Genomic DNA, 25,598 nt, shown 5'->3' with positions numbered 1-25,598 from the left:
ATTTGTGTCGTGTTTTTGAGAAAAATTGAGGCTCTTGCTTGAGTGCTGGGGGGAAAATGAAGAGGGGCTGCTCTTGGACTTTACTTGCTGTTGTTCTCTTAAAGAGAGAAAATCTTGTAACTTATTTTCTTTTTATCAAGCATAAAAATGTGTCTTACCAAGCGATATTGAGAGCGAAAAATCTATACTTAAAGCAAAAGATATTCTGGTGTTTGGGGAAGAAAAGCCCATTTTTTGCAGGTGGAGAGGCAAGACGCATAGAGAAGGTGAGCCAAAAGCACACGTTTTGCTCCATAGAAAGTGTAACAGTGCTTTTAAAAAGCTTGAGGTGGAGGGAGAAAATTGAAAGAAAAGAGGGACATCTATTTATTTACGAGACCGTGAAGGACAGTTTCTCTCTCTGGATGAAAAAGGTTTTGTGCAATTTGGTTATGGAATTGTGAGAGGCGCTGGTATCCATGCGGCGGCTTGCCAAATAATTAATCCTTATCATTTTAGGGCTTTATCATTTTGGGGGGGCCAGATTGACAACGAGGCATTGAGGCAAAGGGGTAGATTTTAAGGCAAAGGGATTGGAAATTTTTTGAGGAAGAGGTAAGCGTAAGGCATTTATGCTGTGTACTTGAGGAAGTTTTCGATGAGGGCAATGAATGAGGTTGATCTTGTCCGCGTGCTTGGCTTTCAATAGAACACCCTTCCTTGGGAAAAGGAAATTGTTCTATCTCTCAAGTGGACTCTTCTTTGCTACACTACCTTGGGGCTTTGGTATTGAGGGCTGATGTTAACATTTGGCAGCTTTCTCATAAAAACTTTATGGAAGATGAAAGTTTGGGCTTTGAAAAAAAATATCGAAAAAATCTATTTGGGCCGGTTTTGCTAGATGATTCAAATCGTCATAAAGACAAAGCAACTTCGTTACGATTTTCTTGCACTCGTTTGCTTCTTCTTTGGAAAGCAGCTTATCTTCCTGAAAATAAAAAGAGCACTTAGAATTTTAGAACCATAGACCCAAATTTGTGCAATAGAAGAAGATATTTTTATGAAAATTTGATCGAGGAGAAAAGAGAAGCCTTAAGACAATAGGGGGTACACTGTGAGTGATGAAAACATGATGTTTGAAGGTGATGGAAAAAAATGCACCGCTGATATTGTCTTTATAAAAAATGAGGGATACAAGCGCGTGATATTGATTGAACCCTCATCCATTGTGAGGACGAAAGCTTCAGTTCATGAAAATGGCTTAGAAATTGAAACAAATGAGGGGTAAAAATGAGGGGCAATGGAAAAAATGCACCATTGGATGAAGAGCCACGGTCTTTTTCGCTGGAAGAAACGTTTCTGACAAGCAAAAATTATAAAGTCATCTTTTGTATTGCTTTCATTGTGTCAGCTTTAAGAACGGCTCTTCTCTTCTTACTCATGTGGCTTGAGTGGAAGTTGGCGGGGTGGGAAGGGGATGTCATAACAGTTCTCTTTTGCATCGTGCAGGTTATATTAGATTTAATTTTTGTATTCATTCCTGTTGCCTTTGTGGTCCGTATCATCTTTACGCGTTTGTTGAAAAAAAAGCTCGATAAATTGGATCAAGTAATTTGGCAGCGAAGAAAAAACAATTATCAACAAAACCGCGCGTGAAGGGCGGGCAGAAAATGAATACAGGTCTTTATATATTCTCATGTGTTGTAGGAGCACTTCTCTTCGTGCAATGTTTGAAGGTGATGGAAAAAAATGCACCGCTGATATTGTCTTTATAAAAGATGAGGGATACAAACGCTTGATATTGATTGAACCCTCATTCATTGTGAGGACGAAAGCTTCAATTTATGAAAATGGCTTAGAAATTGAAACAAATGAGGGATAAAAAAATGAGGGGCAATGGAAAAAATGCATCATTGGATGAAGAACCACGGTCTTTTTCGCTGGAAGAAGCGTTTTTGACAAGCAAAAATTATAAAGTCATCTTTTGTATTGCTTTCATTGTGGCAGCTTTAAGAACGGCTCTCTTCATACCAATGTGGCTTGAGTGGAAGTTGGCGGGGTGGGAAGGGGATGTCATAACAGTTCTCTTTTGCATCGTGCAGGCTATATTAGATTTAATTTTTGTACTCATTCCTGTTGCCTTTGTGGTCCGTATCATCTTTACGCGTTTGTTGAAAAAAAAGATCGAGCAGTTGGAGCAAGCAATCTGGCAGCGAAGGAAAACCGCTTCTCAACAAAACAGCGCGTGAAGGGAGGGCAGAAAATGAATACTGGTCTTTTATATATTCTTATGTGTTGTAGGAGAGTTTCTATTCGTGCGATGTTTGAAGGTGATGAAAAAAAAGCACCCCTGATATTGTCTTTATAAAAGATGAGGGATACAAACGCTTGATATTGATGAACCCTCATTCATTGTGAGGACGAAAGCTTCGGTTCATGAAAATGACTTAGAAATTGAAACAAATGAGGGATAAAAAATGAGGGGCAATGGAAAAAATTCACCATTGGATAAAGAACCACGGTCTTTTGCGCTTGAAGAAGCGTTTCTGACACGCAAAAATTATAAAGTCATCTTTTGTATTGCTTTCATTGTGGCAGCTTTAAGAACGGCTCTTCGCTTCGTACCCATGTTGCTTGGGTGGAAGTTGGCGGAGTGGGAAGGGGATGTCGTGGCAGCTCTCTCGTTAATTATGGAGCTTATATCATGGTTTATTTTTTTGTTCATCCCTGTTGCCTTTGTGGTTCGTATCATTTTCACGGTTCTGTTGAAAGAAAAGATCAATATGTTGGAGCAAGCAATCTGGAAGCGGAGAAAAGCCGCTTCTCAACAAAACAGCGCATGAAGGGGCAGGGAAAATGATAGATATTAAAATGATGGATATTATTGTTGTACTCTCGTGGGGTGTGGGCTTGACGCTTTTCACGCTGCTTTCTGCCGTGGTCGTGATGTTTATTTGGGCATTGTATTACTCTACTTTCAAGCGGGTGAGACTGTATTGCCAAGTGACAAAAGAATTAAGCCGCGTGCTTGAACAACCTGTCGCTTTTGAGCCGTCTAGTGGAGCAACGCCGATGATTAAGCCGTTATCTGAGGAAAAAGAGTTTTCTCTTTCTGATGAGGAAATCTTAACGATGGAAAGTGCAACGGCGCTTTTAAAGAGTTTGGGGTGGAAGGTGGAAATTGAAGGAAAAGGAGATCATTTGGCCACCTATTATTTACCAGATCGTGAAGTGCAGTTTCTTTATAATGCTGAGAAGGGGTATCCGCGATTTGATTGTGCAATTGCGGTGGTTTCTGGTATCCATGCGGCGGCTTGCCAAACGATAGACCCTTATAATTCTGGAGGCTTGATTGCTCTTGAATTGAGTTTTGATGTGAAGGGGGTGGAAATTTTTGAAGAAAAGGTAAGCGTTGGATGTTTACGTCGTGCACTCGAGAAAACTTTAGAAAAGGCAATGACTGAGGTTGATCTTGGCAAGATGCTTCACTCTCAATATAGAATCCTGCCTTGGGAAAACAAAACTGTGGTCCCTCGGTTGGCTTCTTATTCCCTGCGTTATCTTGCGGCTCTGGCTTTGATGGGCGATGTTGAAACTTTACACTCTTATCACAAAAGCTTTATGGAAGGTGAGAAGCTGGGCTTTGAAACAAGCATCGAAGAAGAGCATCTGGAACGCGCGATGGTGATTGCTCAGGCGGTAGAAAAGACAAAGCAACCCAGTTACGATTTGCTTCAACAGGCGGCAAAGGATTTTTCCATGGAGGTAGAAAGCTATGAATGTTTTAGAGCTACAGATCCCAATTTGTGCAATAGAAGAAGAGATTCTTATGAAAATTTGATCGAGGAAAAAAGACAAGAATTAAGGCAACAGGGATATTTTGTTTATGAAAAGGACGCGATTTGTGAGGTTGATGGAAAAAACTATCGTCCCGATATTCTTTACATAAAGGATGGGGAGTTAGAATATATGGATGTAGAAATTAGGATTGATGAAAAGAATTATTGAGAAAAATAAAGAGTTTAGATAAATTAAAAAGAGCTTAAACCTGAAAATAATGCGTAAAAAGCGCGAAGCGTAAAAGCAGAGGGGAACAATGCAGGAGAAAAAAGCAACATTTGAAGTGTCTTTCTTTTCATTTAGAAAATTTATAGTGTCTTCAGTGGAAATGCGTAAAGGGGTGGGACGGTGTAAAATAATAGGGCACCGCTTTTTCATCATGTTTTATACATGCCTTATCATGATGGCTTTAGAAGTTCCTGCGGGTGCAAAATCTCTGGTACAGCCGTTGCAATGGACAAGATGGGAAGGAATTGGTTCTCTTATTTTTCTCTTACCAGTGTTGATATGGTTTTGTCTTCTCACACCCCTTCCTATTTTGTGGGGGATTTATCGTTTTAAAGAGCGCAGATTGAAAAAACTAAAAGAAAAAACAAAGCAGCAAGAGATTAATCAATGAGGTTATACGCATGAGGGGTGAGATCGCGTTTTTTATTTTGTTTCTGCCGGTTGGATATTTTCTTCTAAATGCAGTTACAGTTTTTGCCATTTTTGTGAATATGATTATTGTGGCGCCTTATTATTCTTTAATCAAGCGTTTGAGGCTCTATTACAGAGTGAAAAAACAAAGACGTTTGATGAAAAAACATCCACAGCGTTTTTGTTTCTTTGAAAAAAGCGAAAAAGAAAAAGAGAGAGTGCCGCAAAACTTAGCACTAGAAACACAGATAAGTTTCTATTCGTTAAAAAAATGGCTCGCTTTTTCACGCAAAGATTATATCCTCCACGCATGCCTCTCTTTCATCATTATATTTTTCAAAGCTTATGTCTATGTGATTTTCTTTAAAGGGATAGATGAGATAGATGAGAGCAGATTTGAATATTTTGCCATTCTCTTGCTTTTCTGGTTTTTTTATCGGTATGTATTTTTGCAACGATCCCTGTTGTTGTGATCCTTCGTGAAATTTTAACCCATCGATTGAAAAAGAAGATTCAGCAGTTGGAAGAAGTGACTGAAGCAACCCAATCAATCAATTTATAAAGAGAAGGGGATAAAATGCATTACGAAATGGCGGCAGCTTGGACGGTGATTTTGATTATTCTGCTGGGGGGTGTTTTTGATTTTTTCTTAACAATACCCATTGTGGCACTGTATATTTCTTTTATCAAGCGTTTGATCTCGTATTACAAGGTTACCAAACAATTAAACGCAGCGCTGAAAAAGCGCATGTAGTGCTCGTGTCATGGGGGGCATAAGTTTTAGATCATGCCATTGCTTCATGACTTGGGAGCAGGGCATCGATTGTTTTTCTCATTTTACGCTGATCTCTGGGGGAAAAAGGCTGATGGCAATGAATAGGCTGATGGTAGGTTTGTAATAGGCTGGTGATAGGCTTGTATAGGCTTTAATGGGGCTGTTGATCGGCAGTTTGCTTGTTTTCTGTGAATTTGCAAAATCGTAAAAACGTGAAACTGTAAAATGGTGTGTGTGGTTGCTTAAGGGCTGTGATGGTTGTGGGGAGGGGATAAGCCCGTGTGAGGAGGAAAAAACGTTTGGTTCTGAAGCTGTTGATATAAGGATGCTGTTTAGAGGCGTAAAGGAGGGGAACTGTTCGTTCACAAAGCTTATGATGTAGAGAGTATGGGCTATTCAAGAGGATGTTCGGGTATGGATAGAGATTGAGGGGGCTCGGCTTCTTTGCATGGCAAGAGGTATTGATCATAAGTTTTATTTATTCATATGGTTTTTTATGGCATCCAGTACCTGTTGGCTTATCTCCTGATGGGTCAGCCATCGTGAACCTTTGGGGGTTGTTTTTTGTCCTAATTGAATGGGGATAAAATCAACCTTGTTTTTGCGCGCGCACTCGAGGATCAAATGATCATGCGTGTTGGAACCAAGAATATGAAGAATACATGGTGGTTTAGGCAAAAGAGCTAACTGCTCAATTAATGCGCAAGAAAATGCATGGGCAGGTGAATGAATCCATAATATGCAATATTTTAGATCATGCCATTGCTTCACAGCTTCTAAAAATTGTGCCTTTGATGCTGCACAATCATAATCCAATGGCACACACATATGCTGTTTTTGCAATGCCTCAAGCTGGACTTTATGGGAAAGAAAGCGTGCAGCAATAATCACTTCTTGCGGCTCTAGTGATTGATACAAAGGGGCAAGCATCCCTGTGCCCCCTACCACTAAATAACGATAGTGCGCATCCTTTTTTTTCATGATCCCTCCCTCTTTGCTTTAAATCTCACCTCTTTGCTTTAAAAATAAGCACATTTCATCAGCAAGCCTTTCACAACGGGTTTGTATCTCTTCACTTATAACTTTCCAAGTACGACCTTCATCATCTGAGGAAAAATCTTCGGTGGAAGAGGCGATTTGACATTGGAGTGCATAACCATAAAGTGTGCGCACTACCGGCAATAAATGCTCACACGGTTGTGCGCATTTTTTAGTGGTACTTCCATGAGAGATAAGCCCAACAGGTTTATTTAAAAAGGCATTATAGCCCAAATTATCAAGAGCATTTTTTAAAACACCTGAATAAGACCCTTGATAAACGGGGCTTGCTAGAATAACGCCATCAGCCGCTGCAATGGTTTTTACAAACTTACGAACCGCAGCACTTGGATTAGCCTCAACCTGCTGATGATAATCTGGATCTGTCATCGGCAAGGGCTGTTCACGCAAATCAACCCACTGAAGTGATGCATCCCGCTTTATGAGGCAATCGGCTAAATAATTGGCTAAAGTTCTTGTTAAGGAAGGTTGACGCACAGACCCCAAAATAATTGCTATATTCAACAGGATTCTCCTTTATCTTTTCCCCACAAGCCTATAACGCAAGGCTTATAAAGAATTGTGAGTAAAATGGCGCGTACCATTATGCTGTCCATAAAGAGCAGTTGTGATGATACCGCATAGTTATAGAATCAATCCATGCTAACAAGATTGTTGACAAAACAACACTTCAAACTTGAAGAGAATGTTAGTGCTTTCATTAATATTAAAACGCTTGATCTCAAAAGTAGCTTCTGTTTCACTGTTTCAGAAGCGCTTTTATGAATATATTCTAAGCTATTGGTTTGCAAGAACTCTAATGAAAAATGGAATGTATCGTCATATTTTGATTTATAATGATCATTGAGCCTTTTTAATTGAAATAAGAAAGTTGTAAGATTTTCTCATTTCAAATGTTCTTATTGCGCGATCATTTGCAAATCAATGGAAGTTCCTTTTTTTATGTCTTAAGTGGGCGGAAAACAATTGAGAAAAGAATAAAAATGCTTCTGTCTTTTCAAGGGATAAAGACTATCGTAGAAGCTAGATATGCCTGTTTTTGGGGCAGGGGTGGGTTTGTTGTAGGAGCCTTAGGCTTAATGGGGGTTGTCCGTGTTGAGGAACGAGTATGGCTTGTCGCAAGGGGAGGGTAAGGCTATCGTAGAGGCAAGCAGGGGGAGCCATGGCGCCGGATTACACTTTTTATTGAAATAATGGTGGTGATAGATTTTATAGTAAGGGGGATATATTCATGAGGGCGCTATTGTTATCCCTTCATGAGGGCTGTTCATGAAATGGGGGTGATGCGTGTTGGTTTACAAGTGTTGAGAGATGTTTTTTTAAACAAGCACGTGAATTGGCAAAACTATTGGCAACATAAATATGCAATACGAGTGTTCTCTGGGGTATTCTGTTTGACGACAATGGATGCAATTGTGCTTGAGAGATTATGCGTGTCCTTATAAAAGTTAGGGACAAACAGTTGCATAAAAAGGAAGAGCAAATGAAGGGGGAAAATTCCACATTTTATAACAAACGGTGCTCTCTTGTTTTTGGAAAATCATTTTGTTCTTATAAAGATCATATGATTATTTGTCTTATTTCTATCCTTATTGGGATAGGTTATAAAGCTCTTTTGATCCCATTAGAATCCAAGTGGCCGTTGAGTGTATCACAGGATAGCACTCTTTTGGCGTTTTTTGTGCTGCGTGAAGTCATCATGGTGTGTGTTGTTGCCTTGATGCCTATTTTATTGGTGCTTTATCTCATCTTAACGTATTTGTTGAAAAAAAAGATTCAGCAGTTAGAAGAGGCTATCCAGCAACGGGGGCACACAACCGATCAACAAAATAATCCAGTAAAAAACAATAGAGAAAGAATAAGCAGTTTTTTTATCGTATACTTTTGGTTGATATTTCTGCTAAACGTCTTTTTTCCTGCGGGTGTTGTCATGCTCATTTTAGAATTTTATTATTTTGTTTTCAAGCGCGTGAGAACGTATTGTAGAGTGAAACGGGTATTAAAACGCATAAGAAAAGAGAGTGACAAGGCGCTTGTGTAGCTATCGTGAGGGATAAGAGGTAATATTTGGAAGCTCGTGACACATGAAGAGGGGATGGTTGGAAAATCAACAGGCAAAGAGGTTAGCCTATTTTCGTTTGTAATGAGGAAGATGTTCTTAATCATTTGGAAGAGCAACCACGCTTTTAGAAAATCAGGGCTGTTTGTTGAAAATAAGGGAAGCGCGATGCATTGTACTTTTCGTGGTTCTTAAAAGAGCGGGCATGAGATAAAGAAATGCATTTTTCATAAAAAAAAGGAAGAGCAATGAAGGGGAAAAATTCAGCATTTTGTAATGGACTGTGCTCTTTTTTTGGGAAAGAGTATTTTTCTGTGCAAGAGCATGTTGTCATTTATTTCCTCTCACTCATTATTGAGTTGTGCAACAGGATTTTTTTCCTTCCATCCTTGGGTAGCCAAGAGAACTTGACAGGGTGGCAGGATACACCTCTTTTTCTCTCTCTGTGTGCGTTTTGGCAAGTTATTACAGTGTGTGTTTGGGTCTTGTTCCCAGTTATGTTGATACTCTGCATCATATTGTGGCGTTTGTTGGTAAAAAATATTCGGAAATTGAAAGAAATAGATCAGCAACGGGGTAAAATAACCGATCAAAAGGATCGGTATAAAAAAGGCGATAGAGAAAAAAGGGGTGATATTCTTGTCATGATATTTGTTCTCGTGCTTATGTGTGTGACACTGTGGTTTGCTGCTATTCCCGTGGGGATTTTACAACTTTATTATGGTGTCTTTAAGCAGGTGAAAGTGTATTGCTGTTTAAGAAAAGAACTGAAAAACGTCTTGCAAGAACAGGATATAGCGTTTGAGAAGTCATGAGAGGGGAAAAATAATGAAGAAATTATGAGAGATTCAACCTTTATAGGGATTGCTCTCTATACCATTTTGCCTCTGAGATGGTTTGGTGCTCTTTATGGGTTGTCCGTAAACATTGCTCTAAATGGTGGTGTTGAGGATGGCATTGAGTGGAAGAAAAGCCGATTATGGATTAGTATTGATTAAAGGGAATAAGAGCCCGTGTGGTTTAGAGCCTAGAGTGAGTGCTTGGGACTTACTTTATCGTTTGAGACGTGAGGAAGGAACGGTTTTGCTTGTAGGGGCACGCGGTATATGGGTTGTTTTCGTATTTTTAGGAGCCTTGTTCATTCAAGCTTTGAAATGAATCCTATTGAAGTGGGGTTGCAGGGTCATTTTCTTGAAAATAGGAGAATTTTTAGAAAGAAAAAGCTGAATTGTGACTATTGTTTATAGATTGGTGTGGTTTGAAAATCTTCACTATTTGAGATGTGAGGAAGGTAAGAGGGGGGCAAGGTAGCAAGAATATTATAATTTTTATTATTATGACGTAAGCCATAACGGCCTGTGTACTTTTCTTTATTCCGGTGGTATTTGGGTTTTGCATCATCATAATGCGTAAATTGGAAAAAAAGATCCAGAAACGAGAAGAGGCAATCTCTGTGTGATAGCAAATAAGCTCTCTGTCACACGGGGTCTTTTCAAAGAGTGAGAGGGGAATACATGAAGGAGCAAAATTGGGCATCAGAGCAAGAAACGCATAAAGGAGCGCATTCTTTTTCGCTCCAGCACGTGTTGCTCTCAGCAAAGGATTATAAAATTATCTTTGCTATTGCGGTTCTCATTATCATCTGGAGAATGGTTCTAGAAATACCAGGTGTATTAAATTGGCAGCTGACAGGGTGGCAATATGTTGTGCATGCCGTTCTCTTTAAAACGACGGTCGCCATAACGGTCTGTGTCATTATTTTTATTCCGGTTATGTTACGGCTTCGCACCAAAGTGACGGGTGAGTTGTACAAAAATATTCAGAAACTAGAAGAAGCAATCTCTGTAGGAGAGCACATAAGCTCTCTGTCGCACGGGCTTTGTAAAGACTGAGAGGGGAAAAATGAACAGTGATCCTATAGCCGTATTTCTATTAGATCCCCTGTTTTGGGTGATGATTGTTATTTGCATGATCATTATCATGCTTGTTTTAGCTCTTTATACCTCTGTCTTTAAACGGATGAAAATGAATTTCCAAGTGAAAGGCGAGCTGGAAAGAGTGCTTAAAGAAAATGATCTTGCAACGCAGCAGTTTTGGAAAGATGAAGCCGTGGTGCAGGAGAGGCGTTTGCAACTAAAGGAAAAAGAGTTCTCTGCCGATTATGATGATGATGAAATTCTCACGATAGAAAGTGCAACAGGGCTTTTAAAAAGCTTGGGATGGTCGGTGGAAATCGAGGGAAAGGGAGATTATTTGGCAACCCTCTTTTTACCAGATCGTGAAGTGCAGTTTCTCTATAACGAGAAACGAGTGGAAGAATTTTCGCCTTTTGATCGCGGACTTTTAATTATGAGCGGTATTTTTGCGGCGGCTTGTCAGACGATTAATCCTCATAATTCTGGGGTTGTGCCAACGGTATTTATGAATTTTGTACCCAATGGATTGGAAATTTTTGAAGAAAAAGTGAGCGCCCAGCGTTTAAAGAAAGCACTCGATAAAACTTTAAAATGGACAATGGAAGATGATTCTTTGCATGAAATGTTTCGCTCTCAATATGGTATTCCCCCTTGGGAAAAAGATTCTTTATCATGGGCAACGGATGGAGACGTAGAGTTCGCACCTTATGCTTTGCTGCATCTTGCTGCTCTTGCCTTGCTGGGCGATGTTGAGACTTTAGCTTCTTATGACGAAAGTTTTACGGCAGGGGAGAAGCTTGGCTTTGATGAAACCATTGAAAAAGTCCATTTGGAACGCGCGATGGTGATTGCTCAAGAAGTGAAAAGGGAAGGAAAGTTCAGTTACGATCTACTGGAACGGGTTGCTGAGAAGTGGTCCATAGCCATGGACTATCAGCTTTTCAGAGTGAGATCCCCTAATACGTGTAATCAAAAACGCGCTTTGCATAAAAAATTAGTCGAGGAGAAAAAACAAGAATTAAGGGAACAAGGATTTGATGTGAGTGATGAACAATTCGTGTTTGAAGCAGAGGGGGTAAAACATGCTCCTGATATTACTTATATTAAAGATGGTGAACCTGCATTTATGGATATAAAAATTGATTAGTGTTGTACTTTCCTGTTGAAGGAAAGCACTCTTATTTAAAAGATGTGAAAGCGCCATGATTGAGACGCTTTCACATCTTTCTTACCAGAGCCAAATAAAGGGCTCAAAAAATCAAGAATAATAGCCAAGATTTTAAAAAATAGACTGGAAATGGCTTGATCCTCAAGAATAGGGGAGAAAAATCAATTATAAATTCTACTCTCTTCTTTAAGACTGTTCTGTTGTTTTGTTAGAAAATGCTCATAAATCATTGCTTATTCAAGCGCCTTATTTAAGCGGTATGAGGGGAAGCTCCATTGACTAAAGCGCTATGGGGAAGCTCTATTGACTAAAGTGCTATGGGAGGGAAGCTAGGGGGTAGAGCCTTTGTCATTTGAGGTGAGAGGAAGGCAAAAAATGGCATTTTTGAGCAGTGTTAAGCTCTTTTGCCTTTGAGGTATTTTTTGTCTTTTTAAGAAGTCCTTGCCAATGAAGCAGCGCTTGTTAAGCTTCAACAGTGTTTCAGTATGGTGATATTGATATAAAAAGTTATGGTGTTTTTGTGTTTTTCAGTCTGCTTCATGGAGATCTGTAAGCCAATCCGATGACAGAGGAGATGCTTGGTCATTTTCTTGAAAACAGAAGAATTTTTGGGAAGAACAAGAAGATTGCGGACCCTTATTAACGAAAGCGCTATGGGAGCGAAGCTAGGGAGTTAGAGCCTTTGTCATTTGAGATGTAAGACAAGTAAAAATGGCATTTTTGAAGGCGATGATATTTGGCCAATAAAAATAAAAACACAATAAAAACTAAACTAAAACAAAGGAAAAATTAAACTAAAAAAGGCCCCATTTTATAAAGGGCCTTTTTATTTAAATTTTACAATATATACAAAATGTATATAACCTTACTTTAAGAACTTTTTGTATCTTATATTCTAGTAGCAACAAGTTGTACGAAATATATAATAAGTGATCCTAAAAAACCAGCTATTGCATTCAATAAATTTTCTGCTTTATCGTATATATCGTTGATTGATGCTTGTTCTGATGCGCTTCTATTACTGACTCTCAGTATATTCAATGTATCCGATGTGTCCCTTACTTGTTTAACAAACTGTAAATTTGTTTTCTCAATAGTATAAGGAGCAACAATAGGAGAGGGTTGTTTATTGACTATACGATCAGATTTTTGAATCGCGAGAGCTAAACCACTTGTAATAGCCCCAGCTATGAAAAAATATCTGATATTCATAGTTTTTCTCCTATATTTATTTCGATAAATAAATATCGATACGTATCATATATAAATTCGATTTAAATAACTATAGTAAAAATACAACAATCACAAAAAAGAATAAACTTTGTCTATATTTTGACAAAATTTACTCTTAATTGCCTTAATGAATTCTTTCAGATTCGATTTTATGAAGGCGTAAAAAAGTTTGAAAGCTCTGTAGGTAAGTGGAATCCCATAAGGTGGGTGATACAATAGTTGCTAGAAAATTTCTTTTTGTGCCTTTGACCAAGGATTCATAAAAATGAGGGTTCATAAAAATGAGATGCGATGAAAATTGAGTAAAACCCTTGAAGGGAAGGATTCACTCTTTTGAAGGCGGAGTGCATCTTTTCCATGGATTGGATACTGCCTTTATTGAGGGTTCGGCAGTTTCCGTTGAGGGGAAGGATGCACTCTTTTTAAGGCGCGGAGTGCATCCTCTTATAGATTGGATACTGCCTTATGAGGGTTTGGCAGTTTCCGTTGAGGGGAAGGATGCACTCTTTTGAAGGCGCGGAGTGCATCCTCTTATGGATTGGATACTGCCTTATTGAGGGTTTGGCAGTTTCCGTTGAGGGGAAGGATGCACTCTTTTTGAGGGCTAGAGTGCATCCTCTTATGGATTGGATACTGCCTTATGAGGGTTTGGCAGTTTCCGTTGAGGGGAAGGATGCACTCTTTTTGAGGGCTAGAGTGCATCCTCTTATGGATTGGATACTGCCTTATGAGGGTTTGGCAGTTTCCGTTGAGGGGAAGGATGCACTCTTTTGAGGGCTAGGGTGCATCCTCTTATGGATTGGATACTGCTTTATTTGAGGGTTTGGCGGTATCCGTTGAGGGGAAGGATGCACTCTTTTGAAGGCTAGAGTGCATCCTCTTATAGATTGGATACTGCCTTATGAGGGTTCGGCGGTATCCGTTGAGGGGAAGGATGCACTCTTTTTAAGGCGCGGAGTGCATCCTTTCCATGGATTGAATGCACTCTTTGGAGGCTGAAGTGCATCCATAGGGAAAGGCATATTCCATAAGAAACAGAGATAACCAAAAGATTTGTTTTTATATTTTATATTGATAGGTTGCTGTATTTGCGAGGGCTATTCATTCTTTATTCTCAATATTTAAGATGATTATGTGATAAGGGTTGTTCGTCAATACAATCGTAAAAGACGCTGATTATTTTTATAAAAATTGAGATATTTTTGTGCCTTTTTCTTGTTTTTTTTGTGTTTACACAAGATATGCACGGCTTTTCAACAGTTTGTTTTTTTAGCTTTGCTAATGGCGATGGCGTTGGCTAAACACTTCAATTGTTTTAACTGCTTCAATACCGCCTTAAAAAACAGTGCTTTATAATATGACAAAATAAGTTGTATAACTTTTGCTTCTTAAGCGATGCTAGAAAAAGGGGAATGTTAGGAGAGATGTTGTCTATATTCTTAGTTTATCTCTTAAGGTAGGAAGATTAACATATTTTCCGGATCTATTTTTATTCGGTTTGACGGTTAAAGAGCAATATCTGAATGGAATCACACTTGTCTCATGTTTTTATCTTCACGCTTTAGATTTTTTCTCATAGGGATTTTGTTTTTAATGGGAGTTTACGCGACTCACATAAAACAGAATGTTCTAAATGGAATATATTTGTGTTGCACACTTACCTACTTGTTTAAAAACATTATGTTATCTTATCATCACAATTATATTGGTGATTGGGGATATTGGTAAATCTGATAATGGAGAAATCTCTTGTGAAGTGGATAAGCCTTTCTTTAAATTCTCATAAGGAAAAGCCAGCACATTATCATACTATTCGCGCCTCATATGATGACAGCCTTTGGCTCTTGAGCGTGTTCATAAGAGGCATTTTGATTCTTTATCTTTGAAATCTTTGAAGTGCGTTATTTCATATGTCTCTCATGTTTGTAATGTGGAAAAGACAAGGTGTTGATTGATGCAACATGAAATAAATTTAAAATGAGAGAATCCCTATGATATCAGCGTCTCTTAATTTTATATGGATAACGGGATATGATGATTATAAATCAATATGTTGTCGTGATACATCAACCTGTTGGGGGGGCGATAAAGAAAGTTATCCAATAGTTAAGTCATTCTGTTATGCCGTAAACTGTTATGCCGTAAAACACTGTCATGTGAGGTTTGGTGATATGAAGCAAGCTTCCTTGGATATGTTTTAAGTGTTTTTTTAAGGGCGTGGTGAATTTTTGAGACAGAGCAAGCTTCTGTTGCGCCTTGAGTTTAGCGGAAAATCCTGAATGGAAGCCAAGAGGGAATGGAAAACCAAGAGGGAAGTGTATCCAAGCTGTTTGTAAATCAGATTGAGTTAAGAATCTTTGTTCTTTGAGAATGGAACGTAAGTCAATTTGACAAAAGAATGATCTATTTTGCGGGTAGACCTTATGGAGGAATATCACAAAGCTCATAAGGAAGTGATTGAAGACAATACAGTTATAAAAAAGTACAGTCATAAAAAAAAGTCCTCCGTCGCAATCAGAGGACCAAAAAGTAGGAGAATTTTAACATTGACTCGCAGGACGTGTCAAAAAAGAATAAATTTAAAAGGCCGTACTAAATACAAAAAAATCATACTTAAAGAACCTACCACATTATAGTTAGCAGAGAATTGAAAAAATAGCAATATAAAAAATACTTTTTACAAAAAATTTTGTCATTTTGCATTAAAACATAATACTTTTTTCAATTGAATATTTGTTTTAAGACTCGATATTAATTAAGCTATATTTAAAAAATATTATGATGCATGCAAGCATCTTGAGAATATTCTTCAATCAAAAACGAATTAAGAGCCCCCATGATTATAGGATTGATATGGGGGAAGGCTTTTTGTTTTTAAGAGTGTAGGGTGTATCTTAAGTATGTGTGTGGGGGGTGAAGTATTGTCCTTTTGGGTGGGGGGCAAGGTAATGGAAATGGGGGCGAGAGCTGCTCAATGCTTGAGCCCGTGTGTGTGGGAAGGGCTTTAGAGGGGGCGGGGGCAACATGGGAGGCCGCTTAAAATGGCGAGGAGGGGGATTATTCAAAATGTTTATGGTTTGCATATCCCCAATGAAATGCGAGCAAGTCTAAACAATCTCGTAAATGATCGGCAAGAGAGTTTTGTTTGCGTTTTGAAGAACTTAATTCTTTTATCGCTTGTCCATAGCCGATAACGCGTTCAAGCAGTGAATAGCCAAGAATACCCAGTTGAACTTTGATGGTTCTTAAATGATTGGAGGCTTCTATTTGACGTTCAATAGGGTGTGTGTACCCTTGGCTACAGGAAACCTTTTCACGGGTGTAGTCAAGGCTCATGTGGAGATCGGCTTGGCTTTGACGCCAGTAAAAATAAAAACGTTCTGCTGCTTTATATTGGGCTTTGCTGAGATGTCCTTTCGCATATAAAAGGGCAATGGGATGGCTTTGTGCATTGGCAATGGCATTGATGGTGCGCGGATTGCTGGAACTTTCTCGATGATTGGGTTTAAAATAAGGATTACTTGTTTCAACAGGGATTTCTTGCGTCTTTAAATGACCAACGTGCTTTCCTTGATTTTGATGATCAAGCGGGCAGGTTTGCGTATTTTTTTTCTGCTTATGGGTCATAGCATCTCCTTAAAAATTTTAATTTTGCTTCTCGTTTTTAAAAAATGTTGCTTGCTCTAGGCAAAAGAGGGGGATGAGAGGAAGACATGTGTTGGAGTGTGCCGTTTGGGTATGCGCTCTTGGGGGTGACTTGGACTGTTGCGCTTGTGTGTGGGAGCCCCATGGATTTGGCTCTTAAAAAGAGGGGTGTTTTGTCGCATGGTGGATTTTCCTTGAATGGCTTGATGGGGAGTGGCATGATGTTGCGCGGGCTTTTGTCTCTGAAGGGATTGGTGTTTAGCTGTATTGTGGCCTATGTCTCTGTGGCTGTTTATGTGGAAATGAAGGCGTTGGGGATGACGTGGGGCGTATTTTTACGGGCTGTGGCGTTTTATGGCATTCCCGGTATTTTCCTTATGTTGGGTTATGAAGTAATGCAGCGGCGTGGTGTAACGAAGGGTTTGTTCCTCAAGATGGTGTTGTTGAGCTTCATTTTGGCTGCTGTCATTGATTTTATTTATAAGCAAGCTGAGCACTTTGGTTTGACTTGGGTGTGGTTCTCAAACAGGTGGGTGTTTAACATTCTTTTTGGCGTTGTCTTTGGTCTTGTCCTTGGTCTTATTTATCGTGGGGCAAGGCGTTTGGGGTTTAGGCTTTCATTCTTTGAAAAGGATTGATCTTTTGCTGCATTTTTGGCATGGTCTCTGATTTTTACTTAATAAAGGAGCGGGGCGTATGGTGGTTGCGCGGGACATGTTTTTGAAGGGGCTGGCGTTTTTCTGCGTTATTGGCTTGGTCCTTGGTTTTGCTTATGAGGATGCGGGGCGACCGGTTATGGCGTGGGAGGTGTTTTGGCAGGGGGTGGAGATTTCTTGCATTGCTGGAGCGACCTTTTGTTTTATTTTGGTGGGAGCAAACAGTAGGACTGTATCGTGGGGCGTGTTTTTCAAGGCTGTGGTGTTTTGCGCCATTGCTGTAGTGGTTCTTGGCTTTGCTTATAAGGGAGTGAAGCGTTTTAATATATCGTGGGAATTTTTAGTGATAGGAGCGGTGTTTGTTGCATTGCTGGACCTGTCCTTGGTTTTGCTTATGAGGATGCGGGGTAAGGGGATATCGCGTGGGGTGTCTTTTTTGAGGTTTCTGGTGTTTTGCTGCGTTGTTGGAGCTGTTGTTGGATTGGCGTATAACGGAGCCAAGCATATGGGGGTTCGCTGGTTTGTGATCTTTAACAATGGGGTGTTTACGGGCACTATTGGACTTGTTCCTTTTTTTGCTCTGGAGGGGATACGGTGTATGCGTGTACTGTTGGGGGGCTTAAAAAGAATGAGCATTTCTCTTCTCCACGGGCGTGATCTTTGATGTTCTTTCTGAGAGGGGTATTTGATGTCGAACGATGTGATGTTTTGGCAGTGGTTGTGGTTTTTCTGCCCTTTGGCTCTCGCCTTTGTTTCTATTTATGTGGGAATAAGGTTTTTCGGGTTTACAAGGAAGGACTTTTTTAAGGGTGGGGTGCTTGCATTCTTTGTTGGCGTGACCTCTAAGTTTGTTTATGCGAAAGCTGAGCATTTTGGTTTGGCTCAGGTGTGGTTTTCAAACAAGTGGGTTTTTTACATTCTTTTTGGCATTGTCTTTGGTCTTGTCCTTGGGCTTATTTGTCTAGGGGCAAAGCGTCTTGGGTTTAGGCTTTCATTCTTTGAAAAGGATTGATCTTTTGCTGCATTTTTGGCATGGTCTCTGATTTTTACTTAATAAAGGAGCGGGGCGTATGGTGGTTGCGCGGGACATGTTTTTGAAGGGGCTGGCGTTTGGTGGCGTTGTTGGAGCTGTTGTTGGATTGGCACATGTGGGAGTAAAGCATATGGGCTGGAGCACGCATTGGTTCTTGAACAATGGGGTGTTTCTGGGCACTATTGGACTTGTTCCTTTTTTTGCTTATGAAGGTATAAGGTGAGTGCGTGTACTGTTGGGGGGCTTAAAAAGAATGAGCATTTCTCTTTCCTATGGGCGTGATCTTTGATGTTCTTTCTGTGAGGGGTATTTGATGTCGAACGATGTGATGTTTTGGCTGTTGCCTTGGTTTTTCTGCTTTTTTGCTCTAGCCTTGATTTTTATTTATAAGGGAGCAAAGCGTCGCTCTGTTACAGGGTGGATGTTTTGGAGATGGGTGGTGCTTTATGGCGCCCTTGCCACCTACCTTGGTTTTATTTATATGGGCGTGGGCAGGCGCGCTGTTGACGGGGAGCTGCTCTTGAAGGGGGCGGTGTTTTCTTGCATTTTTGCAACTGTTCTTGGTTTGGTGCATCTGGATGTCAAGAGTATGCCTGTTGCTTGGCAAGTGTTCTTGAAGGCGGTCATGTTTTGTTGCATGATGGGCTTTATCCTGTGGTTTGCTGCTGTGGGCGTCAGGGATATGGATAGCATAAGGGCGGTATTCTTAAAGGGATTGCTCTTGACTGTATTGTTGAAAGTGCTCTTGGGGTTCTTTATACGCGAGCAAGGTGATACGGTGTTACAGAGGTTGTTGCGTGCTTTGAATTTTGTGCTGTTTTGCTGCATTTTGGCACTAATCCTTTTTTTTACCCGTCTGGGAGCAGAGAATCTAGGGTTGAGCTGGCTTTGGTTCTCGAATGATGGGATGTTTTCCTTTATTGTTGGATTTCTTTTTCCTTTGATTTATCAGGGTGTAAGGCGTGCGCGTGTTCTATGGGCTTGGTTCTTAAAGTAGGGGGTGTTTTTTTGTCTTATGGGTGTGATCTTTAATGGGCTTGCTGTGAGGGGTATGTGATGTCGAACGATTTGTTTTTTTTGCTGTTATTGGTGTTTTCCTACCTTTTTATTGTTGTCGTTATTGGTACTTATAAAGTTTCCAAGCGCTTCGATATTCCGTGGTGGCGGGCGGCGTTTTATTGTATTTTTGGTGTTTCCCTCTTTTTGAAGGAAGTGCTGTTTTATTGCATTTTAGGAGTCGTTCTTTTTTTAGCTCTTTGGGGGATGGAGAGTATGGACATACCATGGGGACTCCTGTCCTTGATGGGGATCGTGTTTGCTGCACTGTTGGAGTGGTTCTTAATTTTGCATATGAGGGGGCGGCGAGATGGGGTGGTGACGCGTTGTTTGTGGTTATTGAAGGGGGTGGTGTTTTGCGCCGTTGTTGGAGCGTTCTTTTTTTGTTTGCGTTTGGGAGCAGAGAATCTAGGGTTGAGCAGGCTTTGGTTTGCGAAGGATTGGGTGTTTTTCATCATTTGTGGATTGATCCTTCCTGTTGTTTCTGTCGGAGCAAGGCGTGCGCGTTTGAAGGCGGAGGCGTTTTTAAAGAGAGTGGGGTTTATGGGGTATTACAGATAACGTCGAGGGAATGATTGTTCAAAAGAACAGCGATAGCGGTAGGTTTGGGGATCAAACCAAAGCCCTATTTTGCCTTCAAAATCACCAGAACGTTGTTTGGCAATATTCATAATGACGCCAGGGCGTTTTGCTAAATCTGCTTTTTCTTGTGCGAGAGAAGCGGCAAAGATTTTGTCTTCTAACGGTCGATTGCGCCAAATGGTGATAATGTTAAAGGCATTAGCACCAATTTCTGAGGCGCCTTTAATGTCTTCTGTGCTGGGGATATCTTTATCCAGACCGCCTTTGCGGGCATGGGCGACAAGGTGAATATGTACACTGTTTAAAACAGCCCAATCAACCATTTTATAAACGGCTTGTTCTTGTCTTGCATAATCATCAGAGGCAATGCCAAGCCGCATGAGACTGTCGATGATAAATTGATCGCAGCCATAGCGTGCACGACAATAGTCAAAGACATCAAGCAAGGTGTCAACGCTTGATTTGCCAACATGCTCATAAAGAATAAGCCCTTCGTCTAAAAAATGAAGAATCCGTTCAATTGTCTCTTTTGTAGGCTGTTCTAAGCCGCCCGTTTGTTTGGTTAAACGGCGAAGTGATTGTTCTCCTTTCATTTCTAGAGACGCTAAGCAAAGGCGACTCTTTTGTGCAATCCAATGGGGAATACAGTCTGATAATAATTGGCTTTTACCTGCACCACTCGCACCACTCCAGAGCGTTAATTCTGCTGGGCGGAAATGCAATTTGTCCTTCAGTTTAGGATAGGGAACCGTATAACCAAGATGTTTTTCAGGCTCTGGCCAAAAAAGCCCAATCACTTGATCTTTATAGTCTGAGGCGCGCCGTAAACCTTCTGGGGCAAAGCTTTGTGCTGAGGAAAAGGCGGCTTTTATGGTGGCTTTATCGATCCCTGCGGTTAAACAGTCATTGGCATCTTTAAGGGGTAAACGGACACGGTAGCAACGGTGGCGTCCAAGCCTGCTGGCAATCTCACGGGCTGCTTCTTCTCCGGGCTTGTCCATATCGGTGGCTAAAAAAATCGTTTCAAAAGATTCTAAATGATCAAATTCATTTTCAATCCAGTTGTGTTTGCCTCCACTGCCTCCTCCAAAGGGAACAGAGACCGCCGGATATCCATAGGCGGCTAAGGAAAGTGCATCAATTTCTCCTTCAGTGATAACAATGGTACGGTTTGTTGAAGAAAGAATGGGAAATGGCGCCTGTTGGTGTGTGTGTGTGGGTGCCTGTTGGTGTGTGTGTGTGGAGGGGTGGTTGGTTGAGGGGGTGTTTTGGGATACCTGTGTAGAGGCGGGGTTGGTTGAGGGGGTGTTTTGGGATGCCTGTGTGGAGGTGAGGTTGGTTGAGGGGGTGTTTTGGGATACCTGTGTAGAGGCGGGGTTGGTTGTGGCGATGTTTTGGGATGCCTGTGTAGAGGCGGGGTTGGTTGAGGGGGTGTTTTGGGATGCCTGTGTGGAGGTGAGGTTGGTTGAGGGGGTGTTTTGGGATACCTGTGTAGAGGCGGGGTTGGTTGTGGCGATGTTTTGGGATGCCTGTGTAGAGGCGGGGTTGGTTGAGGGGGTGTTTTGGGATGCCTGTGTGGAGGTGAGGTTGGTTGAGGGGGTGTTTTGGGATACCTGTGTAGAGGCGGGGTTGGTTGTGGCGATGTTTTGGGATGCCTGTGTAGAGGCGGGGTTGGTTGAGGGGGTGTTTTGGGATGCCTGTGTAGAGGCGGGGTTGGTTGAGGGGGTGTTTTGGGATGCCTGTGTGGAGGTGAGGTTGGTTGTGGCGATGTTTTGGGATGCCTGTGTAGAGGTGAGGTTGGTTGAGGGTGCTTGCTGGGGGGTGTGCGTGGAGGGGTGGTTGGTTGAGGTGGTGTTTTGGGATGTCTGTGTAGAGGCGGGGTTGGTTGAGGGTGCCTGCTGGGGTGTGTGTTGGAATACTTGCTGAGGTGCGTGTTGGGTTACCTGTTGGGATGTGTGCGGGGATGCCTGTGTGGAGGCGGGGTTGGTTGAGGGGGTGTTTTGGGATGCCTGTGTGGAGGTGGGGTTGGTTGAGGTGGTGTGTTGGGATGCCTGCTGGGATGTGTGCGTGGAGGCGTGGTTTGTGGGGTAAAGGGCTTGCCAACCAAATAAAATCGGTTCACATTGGGAGGCTGTTGGTTTTGTTTTTGCTCCCGTTTGCGCAAGCCGTTCTTTGACTAAAGCAAGGGTGCCGTCGGGTTTATAAAAGGGGAAAATGATTTTTTCGCCATTTTCTCCTATGCGGTAACGCTTTATAATCTCTAGAGGAATGCGGCGTTCTTCATGGAGATAGTTTTTTACAAGATTCTGCGGGCTCTGCCCTGTAGGAATCGGTGGACGGCGATAGGAACGATGGGGCGCCATAAAGGGTTTGGGGCGTGTCAGATTGAGAGTCGCGCGTGCTTCTTCTAAGGCTTGAGAAAGGCTAATGCCTTTGACTTCACACCAAAGGTCTAAAAGATCTCCTCCAGTGCCTTCTGCAAAATCATACCAAAGTCCTGCTTTACTACCACTTAAGCAAATCGATAAACTTTGACCAGCTTCACCACGTGTGTTGCCTACAATCCAATTGTTGCCTCGTTTGTGCCCTTGGGGAAGAAGCATTTCTGCTATTCTATCTGCTTGTGAGATAAGTTTTTGTTTGATTTCAAAAATTGTGCTCATGGTCATTCGTGATATTATTGTCGTTTTTCTCAAGATGTGGGAGGTGAGGATTCTGTTTTTGCTGTTCTCACCGTTTGATCTGATCGTAAAGTCCCGTAGTGCTATGGGGCTTGCCAGTCTACTTTGAGAGCTTCTTTGCCGCTCTTTTCTTGCTAAAGGGCTTGCTCTCACTCAAACCTTCTGAAATGGCTCTGTTGATGTCTGTTTGCCAAGAGCATGGGAAGTGGCGCCTTGGGAAAAGGAGGAAGGTGGAAAAGAGGAAGGGGGTGCAAGAAGGGTGGGGTGGATATGCCTGTGAGGGGGTGGTGCATGCTGGAGTCCTGTTGGGGTGTGTATTGGGGGGTGCCTGTGGGGGTCCTTGCGTGGGGAAAATGCTTTTGTGATGAGAGCAAAATGGTCGATGTTGTCTCGTTTTGCTGTGTGAAGAGCTTATTTCATTGTTGTTTTGCCGCCCTTTGTTTTGTTCTGTGTTATTTTGTCCGATGCTGTTGTGGTTTTGAAACATTTTTATTCCCACGCGTGCTTGAAAAATACGTTGTTTGTGTGATGTCAAAAATTGTCGCTATAGTTGATCAAACTGCGGTAAAGCGTGTCGTTGTTCTCAGAGGTAAAAGATGAGGAGCCTCCCTGTTTTTGCTGTTCTTGCCGTTCGATCTCACGGCGAAACCAGTTGCGCCATGTGGCTTGCCAGTCTACTTTGAGTGCTTCTTTGCCGCCCTTGGCTTGCCAATAGTCGCGAAACTTCTTTTCTTGCCAATGGGCTTGGCTCTCACTCAAGCCTTCTGAAACTGCCGCCTTGATGTCTGCTTGCCAATGCTCAGGAAGACGATGCCCTTTGGCAACTGAGGTTGTGGTTTTTTTGTTGGAAGAAGGAGGGACGGAGGCAGGAAGATTGCTGGGGGGAAGAGTGGTGGCAGATTTTGTTTTTTCCCCCGTGACAATTTGCGCGATAGGGGCGGGAGTGAACTCGGCTTGGGGAGCATTTAAAGAGGAGGCGTTTTTTTGCTCCGTTTCTTCTTGTGGAGGAGAAGGGAGAGGTGAATCAAGAGCCGATAAGGGTGATGGGTGATCGCTTTGTTCAAAACTCTCTTCGCAGGAAAAACAAGGTTCTGTCTCATCAAACAAAATTTTCTTTTCTAAAACACCGTAAGGTGTTTCCTTTTCTTCTGCCTTTTGAGCTTTTGAGTTTTGTGCAGCATCTTTTGTACTTTCGTTAAGCAGTTGTTGCATCTCTGCATTGATTTTCTTGCGTTTTTTTGCCGAAGAACGACCCGCAAAGGATTTTTGTTCAAGCAATTTTTCACGCTCTTGAAAAACATTTTCGCAACGCTTGTTCCATAATCCATTGGCTAAATTTAAAATCTTACCCTCTTGGATGAGCATCTCTAAAACATTAACAAAAGTTCGCTTGTCACAACCACAAAGACGCGCTAAACGTTCTTTCGATATTTCTAAAGGTCGGCCACGGGCATACATTTCATTGAGAAGAATCGTATAGATTCCAATTTCGTGTGCGCGCATCCCACGTACACCTCCTAGAAAGTCATTTTGATACCAACAAACATATGGAAGCCTAGACGATTCATAATGAGGAGTTTCTTGTTGATTAGCGTGTTTCATACTGCAATCTACTTTCTTCTTTTTTATACATTTTTATTGATGATAAAAGCTCAAATAAGGATTTAACTTGTGTTGCTTTTGGCTCTGTTCGATGATGACTAGAGGCTTCTTTACGATGCTTATAAATGATTGGCTGTGCTTGAAGCGCATGCAAACTTACGATTTAAGATTGCGGTGATGGAAAGAATAAAGAATACCACACATTCTCAACGTACTTGCTTTTGGGCAGAAGCTTTGGAGGTGGTCTTTTATATCCGGTAGGGTGGTTAAAGTGTTTTTATGATCTAAAAATAAAAAAAATTCCCCCTAAAAAGTAAAATTTGTTTCCTTAATTTTATCCTTTTTAGAGGATATTGCAAGCCCGTTTTATAAAAAGGACGTGTTTTTTTAAAAAGACGCGCTATATGGTGAAATTATGAATATCGATGGTTGGCGTCAAAGATTAAGAATCGCTTTGGAAAAAAGTGGGCGGTCAAAAAGATCTATCTCCCTCGCTGCCGGTAAAGGCGCGGGGTACCTTCATTCTATTCTTTCTGAAGGAAAAGAACCAACAATCGAATCTCTCTCGCGAATTTGTCACGAAATTAATATCAGTATGAATTATATTCTTTACGGGAAAGGGGCTAGCCCTGAAGATAAAGAATTTATAGAGCTTATTTCGAAACTCTCTCCGCAAGAGAGACAGGCGATTTTGACTCTTTTGCGGCGACCAATTGACGAAGCTTCAAAATAACTTCCTTCTGTGCTTTTGAATCAAGGCGACTCCAGTGTTTTATTAATATTATGTCACTCATTTTATCTCTCCTGTGTGTTTATAATTGCAATTTTGTAAGAACAAATAGAGAACAACAAAGGGGCATGAGAGGAACAAAGAATAATAGATTTTTCTTTACATATGTCATTTGAACCCCGTAGATATTTAAAATATATCTTTTATGAAGGATAAAATGGTTGACATCTCTCCTATAGAGGATATAAGACTAACGCTATATTTAGTCTTGTCAAGACAAGGCTATGCTTTATCAACTATCTAAAGGGGGAAATCATGAAAAATATTTCATTCGTTAAAGAGGATGAAATCATTGTCGTTTTATGCGAAGAGGAAAATCCTTGTACTTATGAAGGACCAATCGACGAAATCGAAGAAGTGCTCGAACTGATTGAAGAATGTGAAACTGTTTATAGAGTTTTACGACTCGATCTGACAACTTCTCATGCTGAAGATATTACGGAACAAATCGCTGATTTTTATGTCGAAAATCATGAAATGAATGAAGAAAATACACAATTGCAGCCCTTCATTTTGAATAGTGAAGCTTATCATGCTTGTTTGAATGAAAGAGCGGCTTGCGATTATGAAGATAATCTCTATGGCTCTTATGAAAAACAGCATCGTTTACGCCCATGTGATGTCTTGACAGATTATTGGTGGTAAACATGCCAAGTTATCTCAAGACTTCGTATCAAGGGATTCCGCTTTATTATGCTGGAAATGTGCGAAATTTAATCAGACTCGAACCACAAAAACACAACGCTATACTTTTTATATCGCAAGAGGTGGCTCAGTCTATGGCAAAAAAATTGGAGGAAGAATATTGCCGCCATGATTTTTCCGTCGTGCAGTAGCAGGGTTGAAAAAGAAGCCGCAATGATGGGCCAAAGTGCTTTTTCATTG

At 41.1% G+C, this 25,598-nt stretch carries 34 protein-coding genes and 1 pseudogene; 27 read left to right on the top strand and 8 right to left on the bottom strand.

All coding sequences use genetic code 11. The annotated features are described in order from the left end of the window. Window positions 1–1,093: 1,093 nt before the first annotated feature. From ACFIL2_RS08885 to ACFIL2_RS08855, 7 genes are all read left to right on the top strand, one after another. Complete coding sequence (locus ACFIL2_RS08885; protein ID WP_375636896.1) at window positions 1,094–1,267, top strand: hypothetical protein; 174 nt, start codon at window positions 1,094–1,096, stop codon at window positions 1,265–1,267. A 2-nt stretch (window positions 1,268–1,269) separates the two neighbouring features. Further along, window positions 1,270–1,635 carry a hypothetical protein gene (locus ACFIL2_RS08880; protein WP_375636897.1) on the top strand — a complete coding sequence of 122 codons (366 nt, stop codon included), beginning with the start codon at window positions 1,270–1,272 and terminating at the stop codon, window positions 1,633–1,635. A gap of 230 nt (window positions 1,636–1,865) precedes the next feature. Then, a complete protein-coding gene (locus tag ACFIL2_RS08875; protein ID WP_375680338.1) occupies window positions 1,866–2,228 on the top strand; it encodes a hypothetical protein in 363 nt (120 codons plus the stop codon). 228 nt (window positions 2,229–2,456) lie between these two features. Beyond that, on the top strand, window positions 2,457–2,822 hold the full coding sequence (locus tag ACFIL2_RS08870) for a hypothetical protein (protein WP_375680337.1): 366 nt from the start codon (window positions 2,457–2,459) through the stop codon (window positions 2,820–2,822). A gap of 28 nt (window positions 2,823–2,850) precedes the next feature. Beyond that, on the top strand, window positions 2,851–3,987 hold the full coding sequence (locus ACFIL2_RS08865; RefSeq protein ID WP_375640401.1) for a DUF6990 domain-containing protein: 1,137 nt from the start codon (window positions 2,851–2,853) through the stop codon (window positions 3,985–3,987). An 88-nt stretch (window positions 3,988–4,075) separates the two neighbouring features. After that, window positions 4,076–4,438, top strand: a complete 363-nt coding sequence (locus ACFIL2_RS08860) for a hypothetical protein (RefSeq protein ID WP_375640308.1) — start codon at window positions 4,076–4,078, stop codon at window positions 4,436–4,438. 597 nt (window positions 4,439–5,035) lie between these two features. Next, the gene (locus tag ACFIL2_RS08855) at window positions 5,036–5,212 is read left to right on the top strand and encodes a hypothetical protein (protein WP_273790878.1); all 177 of its coding nucleotides are present in this window, start codon (window positions 5,036–5,038) and stop codon (window positions 5,210–5,212) included. Window positions 5,213–5,290: 78 nt separating this feature from the next. Here the strand turns inward: ACFIL2_RS08855 and ACFIL2_RS08850 are convergent, their stop codons facing one another. From ACFIL2_RS08850 to ACFIL2_RS08840, 3 genes are all read right to left on the bottom strand, one after another. Further along, the gene (locus ACFIL2_RS08850; RefSeq protein ID WP_375680336.1) at window positions 5,291–5,599 is read right to left on the bottom strand and encodes a hypothetical protein; all 309 of its coding nucleotides are present in this window, start codon (window positions 5,597–5,599) and stop codon (window positions 5,291–5,293) included. A 108-nt stretch (window positions 5,600–5,707) separates the two neighbouring features. Continuing rightward, entirely contained in the window at window positions 5,708–6,214 is a 507-nt protein-coding gene (locus ACFIL2_RS08845; protein ID WP_375680335.1) for a short-chain dehydrogenase, read from the bottom strand. Between the two features lie 18 nt (window positions 6,215–6,232). Beyond that, window positions 6,233–6,796: an NADPH-dependent FMN reductase gene (locus ACFIL2_RS08840; protein WP_375680334.1), complete on the bottom strand. Its 564-nt coding sequence runs from the start codon at window positions 6,794–6,796 to the stop codon at window positions 6,233–6,235. A gap of 479 nt (window positions 6,797–7,275) precedes the next feature. Here ACFIL2_RS08840 and ACFIL2_RS08835 point away from each other — a divergent pair, with 479 nt between their 5' ends. From ACFIL2_RS08835 to ACFIL2_RS08805, 7 genes are all read left to right on the top strand, one after another. Continuing rightward, entirely contained in the window at window positions 7,276–7,425 is a 150-nt protein-coding gene (locus ACFIL2_RS08835) for a hypothetical protein (RefSeq protein WP_375680333.1), read from the top strand. Window positions 7,426–7,775: 350 nt separating this feature from the next. Further along, window positions 7,776–8,333, top strand: a complete 558-nt coding sequence (locus ACFIL2_RS08830) for a hypothetical protein (RefSeq protein ID WP_375680332.1) — start codon at window positions 7,776–7,778, stop codon at window positions 8,331–8,333. A 425-nt stretch (window positions 8,334–8,758) separates the two neighbouring features. Continuing rightward, complete coding sequence (locus ACFIL2_RS08825) at window positions 8,759–9,166, top strand: hypothetical protein (RefSeq protein ID WP_375680331.1); 408 nt, start codon at window positions 8,759–8,761, stop codon at window positions 9,164–9,166. Window positions 9,167–9,190: 24 nt separating this feature from the next. Next, window positions 9,191–9,349, top strand: a complete 159-nt coding sequence (locus tag ACFIL2_RS08820) for a hypothetical protein (RefSeq protein ID WP_375680330.1) — start codon at window positions 9,191–9,193, stop codon at window positions 9,347–9,349. Next, complete coding sequence (locus ACFIL2_RS08815; RefSeq protein WP_375680329.1) at window positions 9,303–9,509, top strand: hypothetical protein; 207 nt, start codon at window positions 9,303–9,305, stop codon at window positions 9,507–9,509. The genes ACFIL2_RS08820 and ACFIL2_RS08815 overlap by 47 nt, the downstream gene beginning before the upstream one ends. Before the next feature lie 356 nt (window positions 9,510–9,865). After that, the gene (locus ACFIL2_RS08810) at window positions 9,866–10,243 is read left to right on the top strand and encodes a hypothetical protein (RefSeq protein WP_375680328.1); all 378 of its coding nucleotides are present in this window, start codon (window positions 9,866–9,868) and stop codon (window positions 10,241–10,243) included. A gap of 10 nt (window positions 10,244–10,253) precedes the next feature. Next, the gene (locus tag ACFIL2_RS08805) at window positions 10,254–11,414 is read left to right on the top strand and encodes a DUF6990 domain-containing protein (protein ID WP_375680327.1); all 1,161 of its coding nucleotides are present in this window, start codon (window positions 10,254–10,256) and stop codon (window positions 11,412–11,414) included. 909 nt (window positions 11,415–12,323) lie between these two features. On the opposite strand, the gene ACFIL2_RS08800 is transcribed toward ACFIL2_RS08805, so the two are convergent. After that, a complete protein-coding gene (locus ACFIL2_RS08800; protein ID WP_375613621.1) occupies window positions 12,324–12,647 on the bottom strand; it encodes a hypothetical protein in 324 nt (107 codons plus the stop codon). Window positions 12,648–12,979: 332 nt separating this feature from the next. Between ACFIL2_RS08800 and ACFIL2_RS08795 the strand changes: the two genes are divergently transcribed. From ACFIL2_RS08795 to ACFIL2_RS08785, 3 genes are all read left to right on the top strand, one after another. Continuing rightward, complete coding sequence (locus tag ACFIL2_RS08795; protein ID WP_375680326.1) at window positions 12,980–13,180, top strand: hypothetical protein; 201 nt, start codon at window positions 12,980–12,982, stop codon at window positions 13,178–13,180. Further along, window positions 13,167–13,442 (top strand): hypothetical protein, encoded by a 276-nt coding sequence (locus ACFIL2_RS08790; protein WP_375681728.1) that lies wholly within the window; start codon window positions 13,167–13,169, stop codon window positions 13,440–13,442. Before ACFIL2_RS08795 ends, ACFIL2_RS08790 begins: the two co-directional genes overlap by 14 nt. 84 nt (window positions 13,443–13,526) lie before the next feature. Further along, the gene (locus ACFIL2_RS08785) at window positions 13,527–13,667 is read left to right on the top strand and encodes a hypothetical protein (protein WP_375679255.1); all 141 of its coding nucleotides are present in this window, start codon (window positions 13,527–13,529) and stop codon (window positions 13,665–13,667) included. 1,112 nt (window positions 13,668–14,779) lie between these two features. Here the strand turns inward: ACFIL2_RS08785 and ACFIL2_RS08780 are convergent. Together ACFIL2_RS08780 and ACFIL2_RS08775 are read right to left on the bottom strand one after the other, a co-directional pair. Beyond that, the gene (locus ACFIL2_RS08780; RefSeq protein ID WP_375640075.1) at window positions 14,780–15,160 is read right to left on the bottom strand and encodes a hypothetical protein; all 381 of its coding nucleotides are present in this window, start codon (window positions 15,158–15,160) and stop codon (window positions 14,780–14,782) included. 565 nt (window positions 15,161–15,725) lie between these two features. Next, window positions 15,726–16,295 (bottom strand): hypothetical protein, encoded by a 570-nt coding sequence (locus ACFIL2_RS08775; RefSeq protein ID WP_375679254.1) that lies wholly within the window; start codon window positions 16,293–16,295, stop codon window positions 15,726–15,728. An 86-nt stretch (window positions 16,296–16,381) separates the two neighbouring features. Between ACFIL2_RS08775 and ACFIL2_RS08770 the strand changes: the two genes are divergently transcribed. From ACFIL2_RS08770 to ACFIL2_RS08745, 6 genes are all read left to right on the top strand, one after another. Continuing rightward, window positions 16,382–16,951 carry a hypothetical protein gene (locus ACFIL2_RS08770; RefSeq protein ID WP_375680325.1) on the top strand — a complete coding sequence of 190 codons (570 nt, stop codon included), beginning with the start codon at window positions 16,382–16,384 and terminating at the stop codon, window positions 16,949–16,951. Window positions 16,952–17,009: 58 nt separating this feature from the next. After that, window positions 17,010–17,633 (top strand): hypothetical protein, encoded by a 624-nt coding sequence (locus tag ACFIL2_RS08765; RefSeq protein ID WP_375680324.1) that lies wholly within the window; start codon window positions 17,010–17,012, stop codon window positions 17,631–17,633. A gap of 24 nt (window positions 17,634–17,657) precedes the next feature. Further along, window positions 17,658–17,981: a hypothetical protein gene (locus ACFIL2_RS08760; RefSeq protein ID WP_375680323.1), complete on the top strand. Its 324-nt coding sequence runs from the start codon at window positions 17,658–17,660 to the stop codon at window positions 17,979–17,981. A 58-nt stretch (window positions 17,982–18,039) separates the two neighbouring features. Then, entirely contained in the window at window positions 18,040–18,225 is a 186-nt protein-coding gene (locus ACFIL2_RS08755) for a hypothetical protein (RefSeq protein ID WP_375680322.1), read from the top strand. 90 nt (window positions 18,226–18,315) lie between these two features. Next, a complete protein-coding gene (locus tag ACFIL2_RS08750) occupies window positions 18,316–18,999 on the top strand; it encodes a hypothetical protein (protein WP_375680321.1) in 684 nt (227 codons plus the stop codon). Between the two features lie 59 nt (window positions 19,000–19,058). Then, window positions 19,059–19,619, top strand: coding sequence for a hypothetical protein (locus tag ACFIL2_RS08745; RefSeq protein ID WP_375679246.1), 561 nt, complete (start codon window positions 19,059–19,061; stop codon window positions 19,617–19,619). Here the strand turns inward: ACFIL2_RS08745 and ACFIL2_RS08740 are convergent. Further along, window positions 19,613–22,303 (bottom strand): annotated as a pseudogene (locus ACFIL2_RS08740) (toprim domain-containing protein); the annotation flags it as partial. The gene ACFIL2_RS08745 and the pseudogene ACFIL2_RS08740 sit on opposite strands and share 7 nt — an antisense overlap. A 149-nt stretch (window positions 22,304–22,452) precedes the next feature. Here ACFIL2_RS08740 and ACFIL2_RS08735 point away from each other — a divergent pair. Then, complete coding sequence (locus ACFIL2_RS08735; RefSeq protein ID WP_375680319.1) at window positions 22,453–22,686, top strand: hypothetical protein; 234 nt, start codon at window positions 22,453–22,455, stop codon at window positions 22,684–22,686. 166 nt (window positions 22,687–22,852) lie between these two features. Here ACFIL2_RS08735 and ACFIL2_RS08730 read toward each other — a convergent pair whose 3' ends face one another. After that, window positions 22,853–23,923 carry a DUF1376 domain-containing protein gene (locus tag ACFIL2_RS08730; protein WP_375680318.1) on the bottom strand — a complete coding sequence of 357 codons (1,071 nt, stop codon included), beginning with the start codon at window positions 23,921–23,923 and terminating at the stop codon, window positions 22,853–22,855. 415 nt (window positions 23,924–24,338) lie between these two features. Here ACFIL2_RS08730 and ACFIL2_RS08725 point away from each other — a divergent pair, with 415 nt between their 5' ends. The 3 genes from ACFIL2_RS08725 to ACFIL2_RS08715 all read left to right on the top strand — a co-directional run bounded on the left by ACFIL2_RS08725 (window position 24,339) and on the right by ACFIL2_RS08715 (window position 25,549). Next, window positions 24,339–24,656 carry an XRE family transcriptional regulator gene (locus ACFIL2_RS08725; protein WP_273790852.1) on the top strand — a complete coding sequence of 106 codons (318 nt, stop codon included), beginning with the start codon at window positions 24,339–24,341 and terminating at the stop codon, window positions 24,654–24,656. 312 nt (window positions 24,657–24,968) lie between these two features. Next, window positions 24,969–25,358 carry a hypothetical protein gene (locus ACFIL2_RS08720; RefSeq protein WP_375634523.1) on the top strand — a complete coding sequence of 130 codons (390 nt, stop codon included), beginning with the start codon at window positions 24,969–24,971 and terminating at the stop codon, window positions 25,356–25,358. 2 nt (window positions 25,359–25,360) lie between these two features. Continuing rightward, window positions 25,361–25,549, top strand: a complete 189-nt coding sequence (locus ACFIL2_RS08715; RefSeq protein WP_375633339.1) for a hypothetical protein — start codon at window positions 25,361–25,363, stop codon at window positions 25,547–25,549. Window positions 25,550–25,598 lie beyond the last annotated feature (49 nt).

Origin of the sequence: Bartonella sp. AP30XZML, from assembly GCF_042195945.1 — a bacterium.
Classification (GTDB): domain Bacteria; phylum Pseudomonadota; class Alphaproteobacteria; order Rhizobiales; family Rhizobiaceae; genus Bartonella.
Note: the sequence above shows the minus strand (reverse complement) of the source record. Positions and strands in the feature narration are given on the sequence as shown.

Coding starts and splice junctions, on each gene's coding strand:
- ACFIL2_RS08880 (WP_375636897.1), top strand. CDS start 1,270: ATGAGGGGCAATGGAAAAAATGCACCATTGGATGAAGAGCCACGGTCT.
- ACFIL2_RS08875 (WP_375680338.1), top strand. CDS start 1,866: ATGAGGGGCAATGGAAAAAATGCATCATTGGATGAAGAACCACGGTCT.
- ACFIL2_RS08870 (WP_375680337.1), top strand. CDS start 2,457: ATGAGGGGCAATGGAAAAAATTCACCATTGGATAAAGAACCACGGTCT.
- ACFIL2_RS08865 (WP_375640401.1), top strand. CDS start 2,851: ATGATGGATATTATTGTTGTACTCTCGTGGGGTGTGGGCTTGACGCTT.
- ACFIL2_RS08860 (WP_375640308.1), top strand. CDS start 4,076: ATGCAGGAGAAAAAAGCAACATTTGAAGTGTCTTTCTTTTCATTTAGA.
- ACFIL2_RS08855 (WP_273790878.1), top strand. CDS start 5,036: ATGCATTACGAAATGGCGGCAGCTTGGACGGTGATTTTGATTATTCTG.
- ACFIL2_RS08845 (WP_375680335.1), bottom strand. CDS start 6,214: ATGAAAAAAAAGGATGCGCACTATCGTTATTTAGTGGTAGGGGGCACA.
- ACFIL2_RS08835 (WP_375680333.1), top strand. CDS start 7,276: ATGCTTCTGTCTTTTCAAGGGATAAAGACTATCGTAGAAGCTAGATAT.
- ACFIL2_RS08830 (WP_375680332.1), top strand. CDS start 7,776: ATGAAGGGGGAAAATTCCACATTTTATAACAAACGGTGCTCTCTTGTT.
- ACFIL2_RS08820 (WP_375680330.1), top strand. CDS start 9,191: ATGAGAGATTCAACCTTTATAGGGATTGCTCTCTATACCATTTTGCCT.
- ACFIL2_RS08815 (WP_375680329.1), top strand. CDS start 9,303: ATGGCATTGAGTGGAAGAAAAGCCGATTATGGATTAGTATTGATTAAA.
- ACFIL2_RS08810 (WP_375680328.1), top strand. CDS start 9,866: ATGAAGGAGCAAAATTGGGCATCAGAGCAAGAAACGCATAAAGGAGCG.
- ACFIL2_RS08805 (WP_375680327.1), top strand. CDS start 10,254: ATGAACAGTGATCCTATAGCCGTATTTCTATTAGATCCCCTGTTTTGG.
- ACFIL2_RS08800 (WP_375613621.1), bottom strand. CDS start 12,647: ATGAATATCAGATATTTTTTCATAGCTGGGGCTATTACAAGTGGTTTA.
- ACFIL2_RS08790 (WP_375681728.1), top strand. CDS start 13,167: ATGCACTCTTTTGAAGGCGCGGAGTGCATCCTCTTATGGATTGGATAC.
- ACFIL2_RS08780 (WP_375640075.1), bottom strand. CDS start 15,160: ATGACTGTACTTTTTTATAACTGTATTGTCTTCAATCACTTCCTTATG.
- ACFIL2_RS08775 (WP_375679254.1), bottom strand. CDS start 16,295: ATGACCCATAAGCAGAAAAAAAATACGCAAACCTGCCCGCTTGATCAT.
- ACFIL2_RS08770 (WP_375680325.1), top strand. CDS start 16,382: ATGTGTTGGAGTGTGCCGTTTGGGTATGCGCTCTTGGGGGTGACTTGG.
- ACFIL2_RS08765 (WP_375680324.1), top strand. CDS start 17,010: ATGGTGGTTGCGCGGGACATGTTTTTGAAGGGGCTGGCGTTTTTCTGC.
- ACFIL2_RS08760 (WP_375680323.1), top strand. CDS start 17,658: ATGTCGAACGATGTGATGTTTTGGCAGTGGTTGTGGTTTTTCTGCCCT.
- ACFIL2_RS08755 (WP_375680322.1), top strand. CDS start 18,040: ATGGTGGTTGCGCGGGACATGTTTTTGAAGGGGCTGGCGTTTGGTGGC.
- ACFIL2_RS08750 (WP_375680321.1), top strand. CDS start 18,316: ATGTCGAACGATGTGATGTTTTGGCTGTTGCCTTGGTTTTTCTGCTTT.
- ACFIL2_RS08745 (WP_375679246.1), top strand. CDS start 19,059: ATGTCGAACGATTTGTTTTTTTTGCTGTTATTGGTGTTTTCCTACCTT.
- ACFIL2_RS08730 (WP_375680318.1), bottom strand. CDS start 23,923: ATGAAACACGCTAATCAACAAGAAACTCCTCATTATGAATCGTCTAGG.
- ACFIL2_RS08725 (WP_273790852.1), top strand. CDS start 24,339: ATGAATATCGATGGTTGGCGTCAAAGATTAAGAATCGCTTTGGAAAAA.
- ACFIL2_RS08720 (WP_375634523.1), top strand. CDS start 24,969: ATGAAAAATATTTCATTCGTTAAAGAGGATGAAATCATTGTCGTTTTA.
- ACFIL2_RS08715 (WP_375633339.1), top strand. CDS start 25,361: ATGCCAAGTTATCTCAAGACTTCGTATCAAGGGATTCCGCTTTATTAT.